The following is a 16,821-nucleotide window of genomic DNA, read 5'->3' as shown; positions in this document are numbered from 1 at the left end:
CCGACAGCACGACCTCGAAACCGGGCGGCGGCTGCCTCTTCGTGAGCATCGCCTTCACGTCGTCGAAGGCGAGCCCGAAAGGCACCCAACCGTCCCCGAATTCGCACGCGCGTCGCAGCGAACGCAGAGTGCGGCCGCCGATCCACAACGGAACTCGCGGCTGTACGGCGCAGGGATCGACCACCACATCCGAGTACTCGAAATATTCTCCGCGAAAGGAGGGTTCACGCGTCGACAGGGACGCGCGCAGGGCGGCGAGAGCATCGTCGGCCCGGGCGCCGCGATCGGTGAACGGGACGTCGAGCAGCGCGAACTCCTCCTGAAGCGAACCGACCCCGAGCCCGAGGGTCAGCCGTCCGCCGCTGACCGTGTCGAGGGTGCCGTAGCGCTTCGCGATCTCCAGAGGATGGTGGTAGCCGAGGACGAGAACCTGGGTGACCAGCCGGATCCGGTCGGTGCGCGCCGCCAGGAAGCCGAGGGTCGCCAGGGGATCCCAGTACGTCCCACCTCGCGTCGCGGCCACGGGCACCGGTACCGCGACGTGTTCGCTGCAGGTGAGGTGGTGGAATCCCGACCGATCCGCGGTGACCGCGATCTGCGACAGCTCTTCGATCCCCGCACCGGCCTCCCAGTCGCCGGAGGCCCCGGGGACGCGGGTGACGATCGGGCTGGTGATCCCGATGCGTACCACCCGCGTGCGGTTCGATCCGTCGATCATGCGCTCTCCTTCGTCGATCGGTCCGTCAGGAGTGTGCGCCCGGACGGGCCCGCGGAGCACGTCCGGTCCCGCTCGCCGATACACGACCCGCTGGACGGGATATCGGCTTCCGGGGCGTCCCGAGGCGGACCTAGCGTGACCGGCACGTATCGACTGCCGAGGAGACCGACATGCCGTTGCATCCCGAAGTGGAGTCCATGCTGAAGGCCCTGGAGGCGGGCTTTCCGGACGTCACGACGACTCCGCCGACGGAACTCCGGGAGATCATCCGCAGCCGCCGCGCTCCGCTCCAGCGTCTCCCCGCGATGCGTGAGGTGCACGATCTCGTCATCGACGGACCGGGAGGCGACCTCGCGTTGCGTCTCTATCGTCCCGAGTCCTCCGAGACCGCGCTGCCGGTGGTCGTGTTCGCGCACGGTGGCGGGTTCGTCTTCTGCGATCTCGACAGTCACGACGAGTTCTGCCGGTCGATGGCGGAGGGTGTCGGGGCCGTCGTCGTGTCCGTCGATTACCGGCTGGCCCCCGAACACCCCGCGCCGGCCGCGCACGACGACATGTACGCCGCGCTCGAATGGACGGCCGCGACCGTCGCGTCGTACGGAGGAGACCCGGCGCGCATCGTGCTCGCCGGCGACAGTGCCGGTGGAAACCTCGCCGCGACCGTCGCCCTCGCCGCGCGGGACGAGGGCGGACCGGCGGTGCTCGGTCAGGCGTTGTTCTATCCGGTGATCGACGACGACTTCGACACCGAGTCGTACCGGAAGTACGGGACGGGCTACTACAACTCCGCAGCGGCGATGCGGTGGTACTGGGAGCAGTACGCGCCGGACGGCACCGACGATCCCCGCCTGATCCCGACCCGCGCCGAATCGCTCGCCGGGCTGCCCTCGGCGGTCGTCGTCACCGCCGAACTCGATCCGCCGTGCTCGTCCGGCGACGACTACGCCGACCGTCTCGCCGCGGCCGGGGTGTCCGTACAGCACCGCAGATTCGACGGCCTGTTCCACGGGTTCCTGACCTTCCCCGCGCTGTCGCTCACCGAGCCGGCGCGGCAGGAGGTGTGGAAGATGATGCGCGCCCTGGTCGACGGGCCGGATCTCCCGGTGACCGGGACGACCGGCTTCGCGTCCTGAGCAACTGTCCTAGCGTCCCGCAGACAACGACGAGAAGGAGACTGTCGATGGCCCCGACATCCGTACCGCCCGTGGCACCCGCCCAGGACACCACTGTCGACCTGCTCGTGATCGGGTCCGGTACGGGCATGGCCGCCGCACTCACCGCGCACGAGGCGGGACTGTCCGCCCTCATCGCGGAGAAGTCGGCCTACGTCGGCGGATCGACCGCCCGTTCCGGCGGTGCGTTCTGGGTGCCGGCCAATCCGGTGCTCACCGCGGCGGGAAGCGGCGACACCGTCGATCGCGGCCACACCTACGTGCGGACGGTCGTCGACGGCACGGCGCCGGTCGAGCGGGGCGAGGCCTTCGTCGACAACGGTGTCGCCACGGTCGAGATGCTCCAGCGCACCACGCCCATGAAGCTGTTCTGGGCCGAGGGCTACTCCGACTATCATCCCGAACTGGCGGGCGGTTCGGCGGTCGGCCGCAGCTGCGAGTGTCTGCCTCTGGACCTTTCGGTCCTCGGTGAGGAGCGCGGTCGACTGCGTCCCGGCCTCATGGAGGCGAGCCTGCCGATGCCCACCACCGGTGCCGACTACAAGTGGATGAACCTCATGTTGCGCGTGCCGCACAAGGGTTTTCCGCGCATCTTCAAGCGGCTCGCCCAGGGTGTCGCCGGTCTCGCCGTCAAGCGTGAATACGTCGCCGGTGGACAAGCGATCGCCGCCGGCCTGTTCGCGGGTGTGCTGAAGGCCGGTGTGCCGGTGTGGACCGAGACGTCGCTGGTGCGTCTGCTCACCGACGGGGATCGTGTCACCGGTGCCGTCGTAGCGCAGAACGGACGTGAGGTGACGGTGACCGCTCGTCGCGGGGTGGTGCTTGCCGCGGGTGGGTTCGACCATGACATGGAGATGCGGCGCAAGTTCCAGTCCGAGCGTCTGCTCGACCACGAGAGCCTCGGGGCGGAGACCAACACCGGCGACGCGATCAAGGCGGCCCAGGAGGTCGGTGCCGATCTCGCCCTCATGGACCAGGCATGGTGGTTCCCCGCCGTCGCGCCGACCCGTCCGGGCAAGCCGCCGATGGTCATGCTCGCCGAGCGTTCGCTGCCCGGCTCGTTCATCGTCGACCAGACGGGACGCCGGTTCACGAACGAGTCGTCCGACTACATGTCGTTCGGACAGCTGGTGCTCGAACGCGAGCGTGCCGGCGATCCGATCGAGTCGATGTGGATCGTCTTCGACCAGAAGTACCGCAACAGCTACGTCTTTGCAGCCGGGGTGTTCCCGCGCCAGCCGCTCCCGGAGGCCTGGTACGAGGCGGGCATCGCCCACCGCGGCACCACCGCTGCGGAACTTGCGGCGTCGATGGGCGTGCCGGTGGACACCTTCGCCGCGACGTTCGACAAGTTCAACGAGGACGCGGCGGCGGGAACGGATTCCGAGTTCGGACGTGGCGGCAGTGCCTACGACCGCTACTACGGTGACCCGACCGTCCAGCCGAACCCGAACCTGCGACCCCTCACGCACGGCCCGCTCTACGCGGTGAAGATGACGCTGAGCGATCTCGGCACGTGCGGTGGCGTGCGCGCCGACGAGCGGGCGCGGGTCCTCCGCGAGGACGGCAGCCCCATTGCCGGTCTCTACGCCATCGGCAACACCGCGGCCAACGCGTTCGGCCACCGCTATCCCGGTGCCGGCGCCACCATCGGGCAGGGCCTGGTCTTCGGGTACATCGCGGCACGCGACGCAGCATCGTCGGACGCACCGGTCGCCTGAGCGGACGATCCGAAAGGTAGGGAGGGCATGTGACGATCACGAACGGGGACGTCCGTTCCCTCCCTACCGTGCTGTCCCTCTGGGGGACCGGGCCCCGTCCCGAAGACGGCCCGGTGGACGAAGTGGACATCGTCTTCTTCGCGCCACCCACCACCGACGCGCTGACCTGCCGGGTCCGCGACAACCGCGACGAGGCGTCCGCCCGGCTCGACCGGACGCTCCGATACCTCGATGAGGTCGGGCGGGTCGTCGCCGAGGTCTACGTGTCCGGATCGGCGCGTCCGGCCGATGAGGACGGTGCGCCCGCGCCGTGCGCCGACGAACTTCTGCAGTCGGTCGCCGAACGGTTCGACCTAGCCGATGTGCGGCGGGTCCGGATGCGGATCTACCGGCATTCCGCGGGTACCGGATCGCCGTCCTGGTCCGCGACCGTGCTGCAGCGTTACAGCACCGATCACGAGGACGTCGAGGACGTCGCGCTCGTCGGCACGGATTCGTCCGGGTCGGTCGTCGCTCGTGCCTGGGTGACCGCCGCAGCCGATCGCTAGAGAGCCGGCCGGACGCCGGGCGCACTCAGTACGGGTCGTAGCGGATGTTCTCGACCGGGGTGCCGGTCTCGATCAGCCGCTGAGCGGTGGTGCGCACCATGGCCGCCGGGCCGCACACGAGCACCTGGTGGTCGCCGAACGCACCGTAGGACGTGACGATCTCGTCGACGCTGCCCTCGAGCAGTTCGTCGGGGTCGGGTCCGAACTCGTCGATGCGCGGGGCGATGCGATCGAACCAGGGGTCGGGGATGTCGGGGATCTCGAGGGTCTCCACGACCGGCACCACCGTCAGCCACGGCAGCGCCTCAGACAGGAGCGTGAGCATGTCGGCGGCGTACAGGTCGCGCGGGTTGCGGGCGCCCGTGAACAGGAAGGTGCGGGGCGGATCCGGGTGACGCGCCGTGTCGAGGATCAGCGACCGCAGCGGCGCGAGGCCCGTACCGCCGGCCACCATGATGACGATGCGGCCGGTGTCGTCGATGTGGAGGTCGCCGCCGCGGGCCGCGCCGATCTGCCACACGTCGCCCGGCCGTGTCTCGGCGACGATTGCGCCGCTCACCCAGCCACCCGGGACCGTGCGCACGTGGAACTCGAGCTTGCCGTCCAGCGACGGTGGCAGTGCGGGGGAGAGGCGACGCGGCAGCGTGGGACGCTGCGGCACGGCCACGTCGACGTACTGCCCAGGGCGGAAATCGACGATCGCGTCGTCGCATTCGAGACGCACAACCGCGAGATCGTGGCGGAGCCGATGATGTTCGACGACGGTTGCGGTGACTGCCCTCTCGGTCTCGCTCGGTGACGGCGTGGCCGACTGCATGCGTGATCCCCCGGTGGTGTGCTGTGGCGTGCCCAAGACTCTAGGCGAGAAATCGCCGAAAAGGCAGAGTGGAACGTGTTTCAGTTTTCGGCCCCGAGCGGTTATCGTGACCAACGGCAGGTGATGGTCACCACAGCGGAGAACGCCGACCGGTGACGTCACACAACGGACCGTCACAGCACACCGGAAGGACGACCATGCCCGAGGAGTACGCCGACCTCTACCGCCCCGCATTCACGCCCGATCTCCTCATCACCGCGCTCGACCGCAGCGCCGACCGGCCCGCCCTGCACCTCGGTGACGTCGTCCTCACCGGAGCCGAGATGCGCGCCGCCGTCAGCCGGTTCCAGCAGGCGCTCGCGTCCGTCGGGGTCGGGCAGGGATCGGCGGTGGCGATGCTGTCCAAGAACCGGCCCGAGGTGCTCATCTCGATGGGCGCCACGATGGTCGCCGGCTGCCGCAACACGGCCCTGAACCCCATGGGCTCGCTCTCCGACCACCTGTACATCTCGATCGACGCCGAGATCGAGACCCTGATCTTCGATCCCCGGCACTTCGAGGAACGCGCCGCGGAGCTGCGCGAGCAGGTGCCGACCCTGAAGAACCTGTTCTCCCTCGGCCCGTCCTCGGTGGGTACCGACATCCTCGCCCTGTCCGAGCAGTTCACCGAGCAGCGGCTCGTGTCCGCACCCGTCGGCATCGAGGACACCTCGTCCATCGTCTACACCGGCGGCACCACCGGGAAGCCGAAGGGTGTGATGGGCTCGTTCCGTTCGGGAGCGGCCCTGAACCAGATCCAGATGGCCGAGTGGCAGTGGCCCGAGCAGCCGCGCTTCCTCGTGTGCACCCCGCTCTCGCACGCCGGTGCGGCGTTCTTCGTCCCCACGCTCCTGCGCGGCGGATGCCTCTACGTGCTGCCTCATTTCGATCCCGCGCTCGTGCTCGAAGCGATCGAGAAGCACCGCATCAACGCGACGATGCTCGTGCCGACGATGATCTACATGCTGCTCGACCATCCCGATTTCGACAGCCGCGACCTGTCGAGCCTCGAGACCCTGTTCTACGGCGCGTCGGCCATGTCGCCGTCCCGCCTGCGCGAGGGAATCGAGCGGCTCGGTCCGGTCTTCTTCCAGTTCTACGGTCAGTCCGAATGCGGCATGACCATCTCGGTGCTGCGCAAGGAGGAACACCTCCCCGATGATCCGAGCCGCCTCGCGTCGTGCGGCCGCCCCGTGCCGTGGCTCGACGTCCGCCTGCTCGACGACGACCTGAACGAGGTGCCGCAGGGCGAACTCGGCGAGATCTGTGTGCGCGGCCCGCTCGTGATGAAGGGCTATCTGAACAAGCCGGAGGAGACCGCCGAGGCGCTGCGCGGCGGATGGCTGCACACCGGCGATGTCGCGCGCGCCGACAAGAACGGCTTCATGACGATCGTCGACCGCAAGAAGGACATGATCGTCACCGGCGGCTTCAATGTCTTCCCCCGCGAGATCGAGGACGTCATCTCGTCGCACCCGGCGGTCGCGTCCGTGGCCGTCGTCGGTGTGCCGGATACCAAGTGGGGCGAGGCTGTCAAGGCGTGTGTCGTGCTGCGCGAGGGCCAGTCGGTGCCGGCCGAGGAACTGATCGAGAAGGTGCGTGCCGCAAAGGGTTCGGTGCATGCCCCCAAGTCGGTCGACTTCCTCGACGCGCTGCCGCTGACGCCACTGGGCAAGCTCGACAAGAAGACGCTGCGGGCATCCTATCGCTGACTCCGTTCTCGTGACCACCGGTCCCGGCAACCGCTCGTGGTTGCCGGGNCCGTCTGTTTGTCAACAGATTTCGCGGATTCGGCTGTGTCGATGTCCTGCCTCACCACTGGTGCGCGACGTCCAGCACCACCCGTGAACCGCTACCGGGACCGTCGAGGGTGAACACCCGGAACGGCAGCCGGGCCCGTACCCCGACCCCGAGGGTGGTCTGGCCTTCGAAACTGTTGGCCCACGCCACCTGCCGCAGAGTCCGGTACCCGCTCACGTCGACGACCTCGCGCCGGTTCGCCGGTACGTAGTAGGCGGGCGCGAGGACGACCACCTGGAGGTAGGCGCCTCCGCGCAGCGGGACCTCGAACCCCGATCCGTCCTCGTGGACGGCAGGGACGTAGCCGACGCGGTAGCCCGCGGCCGGCCCGGCGAGATCGACGACGATCCGGTCGAAGCACTCGTGCCGTCCCGCCCGCACGGCGGTGAACGGTGAGGCGACCATCGTCGGGTTCACCTTGTCCAGCGAACCCCAGTGGATGCCGCAATAGGGCGTTGCGGCCGACGCGGTCGGGCCGGTCAGCCCGATCCCCGCGATGACGACGATCATCGCGAGCCACACGTGAATCCTGCTCATGTCCGTTCCTCTGTGTGTGGCTGATGATGGATCATCGCACGAAGTGTGATCTGCGTTACATCACTCTTCGTCGTTCCGCTACCGCGGGTGCGGTTCGTGCCACGACGTCGCCGACGCCTGCCCGAAAGGTCGTGCGCGCTTTCGGGAACGAGCACGTAGAGGCTCCTTCGGTACCCGCGCGACCGTACGAGTACCGGTCAGGCGCAGCCGGTCTTTCACTGCCCGGGTCGTGCTGACATACTCCCTCGCATGGTGAACGGGGACGCCCAGCGGGTCGAGGTGCGGTTGGCAGTCGAATATCCGGGCTCGGGAGCGACGAGCACGCTCGGAGACGGTTCGATGCGACCGATCGATCCCATCCCCCCGATCTGCCCGCGCCACGGAGAGCCCGAGACCGGACGTGTCCGGGTGACGGTCGCGGCCGACGCATCGGAGCCCCGCCAGGGATCGAACCGGTTCGGTTCGGCGATCGAGGCCGCCTACACGGTGCAGGTCGCCGCGGTGGACTGGCCCGTGTGCGCTCGCTGCGTCGCCGTCCGCACGCGCTGGCAGATCGCCGCCGCCGCGACCTGCACGGTCCTCGGCGTCATCTTCCTCGCGCTGGTGTTCGCGCTCGTGCAGGGCGCTCCCAAGATCTACGGTCTGGCGCTGCTCAGTGTCTTCGGTCTGTCGTTCCTCCCGATCTACGTCGCCCTGCGGGTGCTCGAGCCGAAGCGGGCCTCTCTGGGAATGTCCGTGGCCGAGGACGGTTCGGAACTCGTCATCTCGCAGGCGCATCCGGAGTTCGCGCGGGCGGTCGCGGCGCAGCGGATGTAGCCACCGGTTCGCTTCCCCTGCGGCGTTGACTTCCGGACCGGCCGGTTCATACTCGAACCGGGGGTCGATCGTCTCGTTTCACAGGCAGGAGAAGTGCCGTGAAGATCGAACATTCCACTCCGGCGTCCACTCCGGAACTCGGATCCGAGGAGAAGAAATCTCTCGCCGTGCGGGCTCTGATGATGATGGCCGACGGTGATCGCAGCGTTTTCGACGAGGTGCTGTCCGCGGACGCGGTCAACTGCGAAGCAAAGAGTGAACCGCCTCCCACCAGAGCCCACGGACCCGACGGTTTCTTCGCGACTGCACTGTGGTTGCGTGACGCCTTCGCAGATCTGAAGTTCGAGGTGAAGAACGTCGTGGAGCAGGACGATCTCGTCGTCCTCGACACCGTCATGTCGGCGCGACACGAAGGACCCTTCGCCACCTACGACGAGCAGGGCCGCGTCGATCAGGTGTTCGCGCCGACGGGAAAGAGTTTCACGGTGCGTCAGGCCCATTGGATGCGGGTGGCCGACGGCAAGATCGTCGAGCACTGGGCCGTGCGCGACGACCTCGGAATGGCGAAGCAGGCGGGATGGGTGCCACCGAACCCGATCTCGCTTACGCGGAACGTTCTCGCAGCACGGAAGCTGCGCAAGCAGATCAGAGCGGGTCGAAGCTGATGTTCTGACGCGGGGTGCCTGCCGCCGACAGCGCGTACAGCGTCGTGCGGATCATAGACGGCGACCCGGCGATCTGGATCTGACGGTCGGCCCACGTGCCGAACTGCCCGGCGACCTTACCGAGCTTGCCGTACATCGGCCGATTGAGGCCGGTGGGCGGTTCCTTCACGGGAACCGGGTGCCACCAAGGATTCTCCTTCTCCTCGAGCACCGGCACGATGGTCAGCCACGGGTTGGTCGTGGCGATCTGCCACAGCGTCTCGAGGTCGTACAGGTCGCACGGATACTTGCCGCCGTAGAACAGGTGGACGCGCGGGTTGTCGCCGCGCATCGCCATCTCCATGATCTGGGCGCGCATGGGGGCGAGGCCGGTGCCGGACGCGATCATCAGCACGTCCTGACCGCTCTCGCGGTCGACGTGCAGGCCACCGAGCGGTGGGCCGATCGTCCATCGGTCGCCGACGGCGGTCTCGCCGACGAGCGCAGGGCTCACCCATCCGGTGGAGACCCGTCGGACGTGGAATTCGATCTGCCCGTACGGATTCGGGGGGATCGCCGCGGACAGGTACCGCCACATGTGTGGGCGCTGCGGGATCTGCACGCTCATGTACTGGCCCGCGTAATAGGGGATCGGGCTGTCGGCCTCGAGCCGGATGATCGCCAGATCGGGGAGCACGCGTTCGTGGCCGACGACGGTGGCGCCCCACGAGGCAGGCAGGTCGTCGGTGGCCGCGGCGGTCGTCATCGTTTCGACCACCCCGTCGACGACCTCGGCCCAGGTGCGCTCGAGCGCGGCCGTCCACAGGATCAGGGGAGTGCATTCGCGGACCGCGGCGAGCAGTGCGTTGCCCGCGACGCGGTAGTGCAGCGGCTCGACCCCGTACTTACGGTGGTCGCGCGCGAGCTGGGCGAGGAACCTGTCGACGGTGCCCGGCTCGTGGAGGCGGGCAACGACCCAGCCGACCGCGGTCGCGAACCGCTGCCGCATCGACTCCATGCCGGCGGGGAACAGTGAGCGGATGCCGGTGGACTCGCTCCACATGGCGTTGTAGAACGCCGTCGCGAACCGTTCGGCTCCGGTGGGGGTGGCGATGATCGACGCGAAGCTGAGCTGAACCCGGGCGATGGCGAAAGCCTCCACGCCATCCTCCCTGTATCCGTGCTGCGCGAACGCCGCCACTGTAGTCGGTTGCAGGGCGCCCGGCCACTGACCGCCGGGTCCGTCACAACCTGCGAGCGGTTTGTGAGCAGAGTCACTACACTCAGGAAAGTTGAGTGGAACAAACTCAACTTATGATCCGTTGAAAAATTCGACATCACCGAGACCTGCCCGATGCAGGGAATCGGCTGCAGAATCGACATGGGGCACTCGCCTGCGCGTGGGGTGCACCGAGAAAGAAAGGGGCGCGCAGTGGACTCGTTCAATCCGACGACCAAGACCCAGGCCGCACTCACCGCTGCACTTCAGTCGGCGTCCGCTGCGGGCAACCCGGAGATCCGTCCGGCACACCTGCTCGTGGCACTGCTCGACCAAACCGACGGCATCGCCGGCCCGCTGCTCGAAGCGGTGGGCGTCGACCCGGCCGCGGTCCGCAGGGAAGCCGAGGACCTCGTCCGTCGTCTTCCGCAGACCAGTGGTGCGACCACCACGCCACAGCTCGGGCGTGAGGCGATCGCGGCCATGACCGCGGCGCAGAAACTCGCCACCGAACTCACCGACGAATTCGTCTCCACCGAGCACGTCCTCGTCGGCCTCGCCGGTGGCGACTCCGATGTCGCGAAGCTCCTCGCCGGGCACGGCGCGACGCCGGCCGCCCTGCGCGACGCCTTCACGACCGTCCGCGGCAACCGCCGCGTGACCTCCGCCGATCCCGAGGCCAGCTATCAGGCCCTGGAGAAGTACTCCACCGATCTGACGGCGCGGGCGCGCGAAGGCAAGCTCGACCCGGTCATCGGTCGCGACAACGAGATCCGCCGTGTCGTCCAGGTGCTCTCCCGCAGGACCAAGAACAACCCGGTCCTCATCGGTGAGCCCGGTGTCGGCAAGACCGCCATCGTCGAGGGCCTCGCCCAGCGCATCGTCGCCGGGGACGTGCCCGAGTCGCTGCGCGGAAAGACCGTCATCTCGCTCGACCTCGGCTCGATGGTCGCGGGCGCGAAGTACCGCGGCGAGTTCGAGGAACGCCTCAAGGCCGTGCTCGACGAGATCAAGGAATCGGCCGGGCAGATCATCACCTTCATCGACGAGCTCCACACCATCGTCGGTGCCGGCGCGACAGGCGAGTCGGCGATGGACGCCGGCAACATGATCAAGCCGATGCTCGCCCGCGGTGAGCTGCGGCTGGTCGGTGCCACGACCCTCGACGAGTACCGCAAGTACATCGAGAAGGACGCGGCTCTCGAACGTCGTTTCCAGCAGGTCCTGGTGGGGGAGCCGAGTGTCGAGGACACCGTCGGCATCCTGCGCGGCCTCAAGGAGCGCTACGAGGTGCACCACGGCGTGCGCATCACCGACTCCGCGCTCGTCGCGGCGGCGACGCTGTCCGACCGGTACATCACCTCGCGCTTCCTACCCGACAAGGCGATCGACCTCGTCGACGAGGCAGCCTCGCGCCTGCGGATGGAGATCGACTCGCGTCCCGAGGAGATCGACACCGTCGAACGCATCGTCCGTCGCCTCGAGATCGAGGAGATGGCGTTGCAGAAGGAGAGCGACGAGGCCTCGAAGGAACGCCTCGAGAAGCTGCGCGCCGAACTCGCCGACGAGCGGGAGAAGCTCAACCAGCTCACCACGCGCTGGCAGAACGAGAAGACCGCGATCGACTCCGTGCGGGAGATCAAGGAACAGCTCGAATCCCTGCGCGGTGAGGAGGAACGCGCCGAACGCGACGGCGACCTCGGCAAGGCCGCCGAGCTGCGCTACGGCCGCATCCCCGAGCTGGAGAAGAAGCTCGAGGCGGCAGCCGCCGCGTCGGGTACCACCGCCGGTGGCGACCTGATGCTCAAGGAGGAGGTCGGCCCGGACGACGTCGCCGACGTCGTCGCGGCATGGACCGGCATCCCCGCCGGCCGCATGCTCGAGGGCGAGACCGCCAAGTTGCTGCGGATGGAGGACGAACTGCGCAAGCGGGTCGTCGGCCAGGACGTCGCGGTGCAGGCCGTCTCCGACGCGGTGCGTCGTGCACGTGCCGGTGTCGCCGACCCGAACCGTCCGACGGGGTCCTTCCTGTTCCTCGGCCCGACCGGTGTCGGCAAGACGGAGCTGGCGAAGGCGCTCGCCGACTTCCTGTTCGACGACGAACGCGCCATGGTGCGGATCGACATGTCCGAGTACAGCGAGAAGCACTCGGTGGCACGCCTCGTCGGTGCGCCTCCGGGCTACGTCGGCTATGAGGCCGGCGGTCAGCTGACCGAGGCCGTGCGGCGTCGCCCCTACACGGTGGTGCTGTTCGACGAGGTCGAGAAGGCACACCCGGACGTCTTCGACACGCTGCTGCAGGTGCTCGACGACGGTCGTCTCACCGACGGCCAGGGCCGCACGGTCGACTTCCGCAACACCATCCTGATCCTCACGTCGAACCTCGGTGCGGGCGGCGATCGGGAGCACATCATGGCGGCGGTGCGGGCGGCGTTCAAGCCGGAGTTCATCAACCGGCTCGACGACGTCGTGATCTTCGACCCGCTCTCGGAGGAGCAGCTCGAGAAGATCGTCGACATCCAGCTCGACCAGTTCGCCGACCGCATGTCGGCGCGGCGACTGACGTTGGACGTCTCGAACACCGCGCGGTTCTGGCTGGCGGTGCGCGGCTACGACCCGCAGTACGGTGCACGTCCGTTGCGCCGCCTGATCCAGCAGGCGGTCGGCGACCAGCTCGCCAAGAAGCTGCTCGCCGGTGAGATCAAGGACGGAGACACCGTCCACGTGGGCGTCAGCGAGGACGGCGACCACCTCGTGATCAGCGCCTGACGGCACCGGTGCGCGGCCTCGGTGGCAGGAGCCGCCGGGGCCGCGCGCGCCTACTCTGGAAGGCGCTATGAAGAATCCCCAGGATCCGCGCACCCCGCAGGAACGGGCCTACGCACTCGACGAGTCGTCGAACGGGACGGACGACGACGCGACCCGCGTGCTGCACACCGACGACCCGACCGAGGCGTACGGACGGCCGGTCACCAACCCGACGGTCGCGTACACCCGCTACGAGCAGTGGGGCGCGCAGGGGAGCGAGTACCAGCCCACCCAGGCTTATCCGTCCCCCCAGGGTCCTCCGTCGCAACAGCCGTATCCGCCTCAGCCGGGCTACCCGCCCCCGCACGGCTATCAGCCCACACAGGTGCTCCCCGGATACGACCCCGGTAACCCGCAGACGGCGATGAACCCGGGACCGGGAACGCGGGGGCACGGAATCCCCGGGCAGCCACCCACGGGTCCGGTGCCCGGCACGGATGCCGGGAAGCCGCGCGGCCCGCGCTGGGGACTGATCGCGCTCGCCGCGGTGGTCCTCATCGCGCTCGGCGGCACCATCGGGTTCCTGCTCAGCCGGCCCGACGACTCCACCTCGCGGGTCGCGTCGGATCGCGCCCCGGCCACCGTCGCGCCCCCGCCGACGGCGACTCTCCCGCCGGCACCCGAACCGACCACACCGGGACTGCCGCTCGACCGGATCCCCGGCGGACTCGGCGAGGTCATGGGCGACGCGGGCGCGGTCGTGGGCACGATCACCGCCAACGACGGCGGCAGCATCACCCTCGGCGTCATCGGTGGTTCGACGGTCACCGTCGTCCTCACCCCCGACACCGAGATCATCACCCTGACCGGCAACACCGCCGACAACCTCGAGGTCGGAGCGACCGCCGTGGCGACCGGCAGTGCCGTCGAGCAGGGACGGATGACTGCCGAGACCGTCGTCAGCGCGTCCCTCCCATCCTTCGGTGGTTCGGGCCGCTGACCCGCTAGGCTGACTCGACGATGACTGTCATGTGGTTCTCTCTGGCCGCGGTCGCACTGCTGGGTGCGGTCGCGCTGCTCTACGTCGACCGGACGCGGCGAGAGCAGTCGGGTCGTATCCGGGAGATCTGGGCCAAGGCGCAGGGCTACAAGTACACCTCCGCCGAGGACCACCTGCCGTCCACCTGGCACCGCGCGGCGCTCGCCAAGCAGGAATATCTCGGCGCGATCGACATCGTCCGTGGGGTTCGCCGCGGCGAGGAGTTCGTCCTGTTCGACATCGAGGAGACCGCGACGATCATCGCGGTCCGGCGCAAGGTCGGCTCCGACGTCGACATCGATCTGCGGCTCAAGTCGACGCCGCCGCCGAAGGACCCCGACATGAACCTGCTCGGTTCGATCGGCCCGCGCATCGTCTTCGCCACCGACCTCGAGATCGCGCGACGCGTGTGCGACCAGCGGATGGTCGCGTTCACCGAGTCCATCCCCGACCACGTACAGATGCTGTGGAGCGAAGGCGAGTGGACGCTCGGCTCGATCCCCGTCGGCAGCTCCGGACGCGAATGGGACTCGGCCATCGAGACCGTCGCGCGTTTGTCGGGCATCCTCCACGTGCTGCCGCCCGTCGTCGAACCCGAGGAACTCGACCGGGGTTCGCAGGATCCGGGTCGGCCCTCCGCCCGTCACTGAGGTAGATCCTCGGGAGGTGGTCGCGCGCGTCGCGTGTCGTTAGTGTGGCGGCCATGACTTCCGCCCGCCCCGTCGCGCTCGTGACCGGCCCCACCTCGGGAATCGGTGCGGGTTTCGCCCGCACCCTCGCGAGTCGCGGTTACGACCTCGTGCTCGTCGCCCGCACCCGTCCCGCCCTCGACGAACTCGCCGCCGAGCTGAAGCAGAAGTTCGGGGCGGCATCGGAGATCATCGTCGCCGACCTGGCGACCGCCGACGGTCGCGATCTCGTCGTCGAGCGCCTCGGCCGCGGCGTCGACATGCTCGTCAACAACGCCGGCTTCGGCACGACCGGCGAGTTCTGGACCGCCGATCCGGCCCTGCTGCAGGCGCAGCTCGACGTCAACGTCACCTCGGTCGTCGCGTTCACTCGCGCCGCGCTCCCGTCGATGATCGAGGCGGGCAGGGGCGACATCGTCAACGTCGCGAGCGTGGCCGGTCTGCTGCCCGGGCGCGGTTCCACCTACTCCGGCAGCAAGGCCTATGTCGTGTCGTTCACGGAAGGGCTGGCCGGTGGCCTCGCCGGCACGGGCGTGCGGGTGCAGGCACTGTGCCCCGGCTTCGTGCGCACCGAGTTCCATCAGCGTGCCGGGATCGACATGTCGTCCACCCCGAACCTGATGTGGCTCGACGTCGACGAGGTGGTGCGCACCTCGCTCGCCGACCTCGACAAGGGCAAGGTCCGCAGCATTCCGGGGCTGCAGTACAAGGTGCTCGCCACGGCGGGACGACTGGTGCCGCAGAACCTCGTGCGGAAGCTGACCAACACCTTCGGCAACGGTCGCGGCCGCACCTGATCGGCTGCGGCCGCGACAGCACCCGATCGCCACGGACGAACTGACGGCGGGCGTTGCCAGATCACGGTACGGATACACCGCGCAGGACACGCCGGGTGCAGTCTTCGACGCGATTCGTGCGCTCGGTACATTTCTGCGCGTGACGTCTGTGGCTGTGGTGCTCTGTGTTGCTGTCGTGGTTGCGGTGGTGCTGTGGTTGCGCGCAGGCGTGCGCCGTCTTCGGACGTTGCAGCAACGCCACCGGGAGAGCCTGCGCCTGCTCCTCCACGAACTCGACGACCGCTACGATCTCGTGCCCGCGCTCATCGCGGCGTCGGCCGGTGCCGGTGTCGAACGTGAGCGTATCCGGCCCGTCGTCGGCGCCCGGTCGCTCGCCATCGGCGTGCGCGACCAGCGTCTGGGGCTGACCGAGCGCGCCGGTGCGGAGAACGCGCTGTCCGCGACGCTGCACGAGCTGATCGGTGGACTCGGAGGGGTCAACCACTGGCCGTTCATCCGGGTCGCCCGGGAACTGCAGACCCGCGAGCAGCGCATCGCCGGAGCCGTCCGCGTCCACAACGACCTCGGTGGCGCACTGAACACCGCGGTCGGCCGATTCCCCACCTCGCTGTTCGCGAAGCTCGCGGCCGTCGGCCCGGTCGTGCTGTTCGAGGCACCCGCGCCCGTCGCCGCATCCGAACCGGCGCGGAAGCCCGAGACCGTCGAGGCGGAGATCGTCGAGAGCGACGTCCGGCCGGAGTCCGAGGCGACCTCCGACACCGTCGCTGCCTGACCTGCGACCCGCAGCGACTAGGCTCGTTCCCCGACACGAGCGCGACCGCACCGGCGTCGCGCCGCCGAACGACGGGTGAGGACGCAATGAGTGACCGCGACGAACTGGCAGCACTGGTACGCGAGCTGGCGGTGGTACACGACCGCGTGACCCTGTCGTCCGGTAAGGAAGCCGACTACTACGTCGACCTGCGCCGCGCGACCCTGCACCACAAGGCCGGCCCGCTCATCGGCAAGCTCCTGCGCGAACTCGTCTCCGATTGGGACTTCGACGCCGTCGGCGGCCTGACCATGGGTGCCGACCCCGTCGCCCTCGCCGTCATGCACGCCCCCGGCCGGCCCATCGACGCCTTCGTCGTCCGCAAGGCCGCCAAGGCCCACGGCATGCAGCGGCAGATCGAGGGACCGGACGTCACCGGCAAGCGTGTGCTCGTCGTCGAGGACACCACCACCACCGGCAACTCGCCGCTCACCGCCGTCAAGGCGCTGCGCGAGGCCGGTGCGATCGTCGTGGGTGTCGCGACCGTCGTCGACCGCGCGACCGGCGCCGACGAGGTCATCGCCGCCGAGGGCGTCGAGTACCGTTCCCTGCTCGGCCTCGCCGACCTGGGTCTGGACGACAAGTAGCCGCGTGGGGGCGCGGGTCCGGCAGACCGTCACGCATCTCACGGACGGCCGGGAACTGATCTATTTCGACGACACCGAGCCGTTCGTCTCCGGTGCCGCGACCCGCGACCTCCACGACC

General features: G+C 68.8%; 16 protein-coding genes and 1 pseudogene. 13 read left to right on the top strand and 4 right to left on the bottom strand.

Features of this window, described 5'->3' with window-relative positions:
* Positions 1-718, bottom strand: a 718-nt coding sequence (locus tag ACLBYD_RS17940) for a TIGR03619 family F420-dependent LLM class oxidoreductase (RefSeq protein ID WP_447817497.1), incomplete at its 3' end; no start/stop codon positions are given.
* A gap of 170 nt (positions 719-888) precedes the next feature.
* On the opposite strand from ACLBYD_RS17940, the gene ACLBYD_RS17935 reads away from it, so the two are divergent.
* The 3 genes from ACLBYD_RS17935 to ACLBYD_RS17925 are packed head-to-tail and all read left to right on the top strand — an operon-like array spanning position 889 to position 4,159.
* Positions 889-1,851, top strand: coding sequence for an alpha/beta hydrolase (locus tag ACLBYD_RS17935; RefSeq protein ID WP_447817496.1), 963 nt, complete (start codon positions 889-891; stop codon positions 1,849-1,851).
* A 47-nt stretch (positions 1,852-1,898) separates the two neighbouring features.
* On the top strand, positions 1,899-3,611 hold the full coding sequence (locus ACLBYD_RS17930; RefSeq protein WP_447817495.1) for a 3-ketosteroid-delta-1-dehydrogenase: 1,713 nt from the start codon (positions 1,899-1,901) through the stop codon (positions 3,609-3,611).
* A gap of 29 nt (positions 3,612-3,640) precedes the next feature.
* On the top strand, positions 3,641-4,159 hold the full coding sequence (locus tag ACLBYD_RS17925; RefSeq protein ID WP_447817494.1) for a hypothetical protein: 519 nt from the start codon (positions 3,641-3,643) through the stop codon (positions 4,157-4,159).
* A 25-nt stretch (positions 4,160-4,184) separates the two neighbouring features.
* On the opposite strand, the gene ACLBYD_RS17920 is transcribed toward ACLBYD_RS17925, so the two are convergent.
* On the bottom strand, positions 4,185-4,976 hold the full coding sequence (locus ACLBYD_RS17920; RefSeq protein ID WP_447817493.1) for an FAD-binding oxidoreductase: 792 nt from the start codon (positions 4,974-4,976) through the stop codon (positions 4,185-4,187).
* Between the two features lie 197 nt (positions 4,977-5,173).
* Here ACLBYD_RS17920 and ACLBYD_RS17915 point away from each other — a divergent pair, with 197 nt between their 5' ends.
* Positions 5,174-6,727 (top strand): AMP-binding protein, encoded by a 1,554-nt coding sequence (locus ACLBYD_RS17915; protein WP_447817492.1) that lies wholly within the window; start codon positions 5,174-5,176, stop codon positions 6,725-6,727.
* 100 nt (positions 6,728-6,827) lie between these two features.
* Here the strand turns inward: ACLBYD_RS17915 and ACLBYD_RS17910 are convergent, their stop codons facing one another.
* The gene (locus ACLBYD_RS17910) at positions 6,828-7,352 is read right to left on the bottom strand and encodes an AMIN-like domain-containing (lipo)protein (RefSeq protein ID WP_026061274.1); all 525 of its coding nucleotides are present in this window, start codon (positions 7,350-7,352) and stop codon (positions 6,828-6,830) included.
* Positions 7,353-7,601: 249 nt separating this feature from the next.
* Between ACLBYD_RS17910 and ACLBYD_RS17905 the strand changes: the two genes are divergently transcribed.
* Both ACLBYD_RS17905 and ACLBYD_RS17900 read left to right on the top strand, forming a co-directional pair.
* Positions 7,602-8,168: a hypothetical protein gene (locus tag ACLBYD_RS17905; RefSeq protein ID WP_447817491.1), complete on the top strand. Its 567-nt coding sequence runs from the start codon at positions 7,602-7,604 to the stop codon at positions 8,166-8,168.
* Between the two features lie 98 nt (positions 8,169-8,266).
* Positions 8,267-8,833: an ester cyclase gene (locus tag ACLBYD_RS17900; protein WP_447817490.1), complete on the top strand. Its 567-nt coding sequence runs from the start codon at positions 8,267-8,269 to the stop codon at positions 8,831-8,833.
* Here ACLBYD_RS17900 and ACLBYD_RS17895 read toward each other — a convergent pair.
* On the bottom strand, positions 8,814-9,974 hold the full coding sequence (locus tag ACLBYD_RS17895) for an FAD-binding oxidoreductase (protein WP_447817489.1): 1,161 nt from the start codon (positions 9,972-9,974) through the stop codon (positions 8,814-8,816). The two genes, ACLBYD_RS17900 and ACLBYD_RS17895, sit on opposite strands and share 20 nt — an antisense overlap.
* A gap of 270 nt (positions 9,975-10,244) precedes the next feature.
* Here ACLBYD_RS17895 and clpB point away from each other — a divergent pair, with 270 nt between their 5' ends.
* From clpB to ACLBYD_RS17860, 7 genes and pseudogenes are all read left to right on the top strand, one after another.
* Positions 10,245-12,800, top strand: coding sequence for an ATP-dependent chaperone ClpB (gene clpB / locus ACLBYD_RS17890; RefSeq protein WP_088898890.1), 2,556 nt, complete (start codon positions 10,245-10,247; stop codon positions 12,798-12,800).
* Positions 12,801-12,867: 67 nt separating this feature from the next.
* The gene (locus ACLBYD_RS17885; RefSeq protein WP_447817488.1) at positions 12,868-13,779 is read left to right on the top strand and encodes a hypothetical protein; all 912 of its coding nucleotides are present in this window, start codon (positions 12,868-12,870) and stop codon (positions 13,777-13,779) included.
* 29 nt (positions 13,780-13,808) lie between these two features.
* The gene (locus ACLBYD_RS17880) at positions 13,809-14,468 is read left to right on the top strand and encodes a hypothetical protein (protein WP_006553002.1); all 660 of its coding nucleotides are present in this window, start codon (positions 13,809-13,811) and stop codon (positions 14,466-14,468) included.
* Between the two features lie 53 nt (positions 14,469-14,521).
* Positions 14,522-15,304, top strand: coding sequence for an SDR family NAD(P)-dependent oxidoreductase (locus ACLBYD_RS17875; RefSeq protein WP_447817487.1), 783 nt, complete (start codon positions 14,522-14,524; stop codon positions 15,302-15,304).
* Between the two features lie 184 nt (positions 15,305-15,488).
* Positions 15,489-16,076: a LemA family protein gene (locus ACLBYD_RS17870; RefSeq protein WP_447817507.1), complete on the top strand. Its 588-nt coding sequence runs from the start codon at positions 15,489-15,491 to the stop codon at positions 16,074-16,076.
* Between the two features lie 86 nt (positions 16,077-16,162).
* Positions 16,163-16,702, top strand: coding sequence for an orotate phosphoribosyltransferase (pyrE, locus tag ACLBYD_RS17865; RefSeq protein ID WP_447817486.1), 540 nt, complete (start codon positions 16,163-16,165; stop codon positions 16,700-16,702).
* A 4-nt stretch (positions 16,703-16,706) separates the two neighbouring features.
* Positions 16,707-16,821, top strand: a pseudogene (locus ACLBYD_RS17860) (galactose-1-phosphate uridylyltransferase); the annotation flags it as partial.

This window comes from Rhodococcus sp. C26F, from assembly GCF_053345925.1.
The sequence above is the reverse complement of the archived record's forward strand: the minus strand, read 5'-3'. Positions and strand labels throughout refer to the sequence as shown.